Source organism: Aporhodopirellula sallentina SM41 (assembly GCF_000346505.1).
In the GTDB taxonomy this organism is placed as follows: domain Bacteria; phylum Planctomycetota; class Planctomycetia; order Pirellulales; family Pirellulaceae; genus Rhodopirellula; species Rhodopirellula sallentina.
The window spans coordinates 1-1,394 of record NZ_ANOH01000145.1 but is presented as its reverse complement, the minus strand read 5'-3'; the positions used below and the strand labels follow the sequence as shown (position 1 = coordinate 1,394).

Annotated in this window: 2 protein-coding genes; both read left to right on the top strand. The window is 52.2% G+C overall.

Going from position 1 to position 1,394, the window contains the following annotated elements:
- Nucleotides 1-598: hypothetical protein (locus RSSM_RS09560; protein WP_236621044.1), on the top strand; the 598-nt coding region annotated here is incomplete at its 5' end.
- A gap of 158 nt (nt 599-756) precedes the next feature.
- Nucleotides 757-1,254, top strand: coding sequence for a GNAT family N-acetyltransferase (locus RSSM_RS09555; RefSeq protein ID WP_044302022.1), 498 nt, complete (start codon nt 757-759; stop codon nt 1,252-1,254).
- Nucleotides 1,255-1,394 lie beyond the last annotated feature (140 nt).

Genomic DNA, 1,394 nt, shown 5'->3' with positions numbered 1-1,394 from the left:
GAGAAGACTCACCATGATTGGACCATTATTCCGAATTCACTTGGTCGTTTTGACCTTTTGCATTGGCGTCTCGCACGCCACGGCTGACAACAAGGAAAGTGAGGAGCACGTCCGACTAGTCGTGCACGTGGCGGAATACCGGCCAAGTTTCGAGATTGATCTAGCCCAGAAGGCAATCGCAACGCTTGAAGCACTGCGCAAAAAAGGCGTACGCCCGATCCGCGAGTTCCGCATTCCGACGCTGAGCGAATCGGTTGCGGTATTCACAGAGGGCAAAACTTTCTTGGATCCTCCTGGCGAGGGCTCAGGATCTGACGAGGCCAAAACGCGAAAACGACCGCCAGTAGTGGGGACAACGCTTGAGATTCGTGCGGGGGTGAGGTCAGATAAGACGATCGTGAACATCGCATACACCGTTGGCGAATCGCAGAATGGCGACGAGGACCTATCGGTTTTGTCTCGAATCGTAATCGAGAACACGGACCTGTATCTGACTGGCGAACCAAGGATCATTGGTGCACAGGGTCAAGATGATCGCAACGTGTTTCTTATCGTAACTGTGTTGAATGATCCCGCGAAGAATCTGATCGCTGAGTAGACACACTCAAACAGAAACGCACCGCCAATCCATAGCCCTCACTCGATCTGGGGTAACCATGACATGCACGGAAGGACGGCTTGCGCGGTTTTTGAAGTGGAGGCTCCATCGTCCGTCCTCCGTGATGTCTACCGTTATGTTTCAAGATTTGCTACCAAATGTTGTCAATTCGCCCATTTGTTGAATCTGATTGGAACGAGGTTTGGCAGATTGTCGAACCCGCGTTCCGCGCCGGTGACACCTATCCCTATCCAACTACAATCACAAAGGAAGAAGCCTTTGACGTTTGGGTATCCACTCCAAAAGTGACCTACGTCGCTGAGGACGAAGAAAACGGTGCAATACTTGGTACCTATTACCTCAAACCCAACCAGCCATCACAGGGATCGCACGTATGCAATTGCGGCTACATTGTCGCCGAGGCTGCTCGCGGGCGCGGAGTCGCATCTCAGATGTGTGTGCATTCGCAGCATGAGGCAATCCGTCACGGATTCCGTGCTATGCAGTACAACCTTGTCGTGGCAACAAACGAAGGGGCAGTCCGCCTATGGCAAAAGTTGGGCTTCTACATCGTGGGCACACTTACCGGAGCATTCGAGCACCCTAAACTCGGATACGTCGATGCTCACATCATGTACAAAACATTAGAAACATAACCATGGGATGCAACGGAGCGGCGGAGTCACGGTTTTCGGTGAGCTCCATGTTGTTCGCCGCCGCCCGCTGATCCCTGCCGTTGTACTGGCCTTTGGAGAACTTCTTTGAAAGGTCACGTTTTCTTATAGGTTGCATCTTT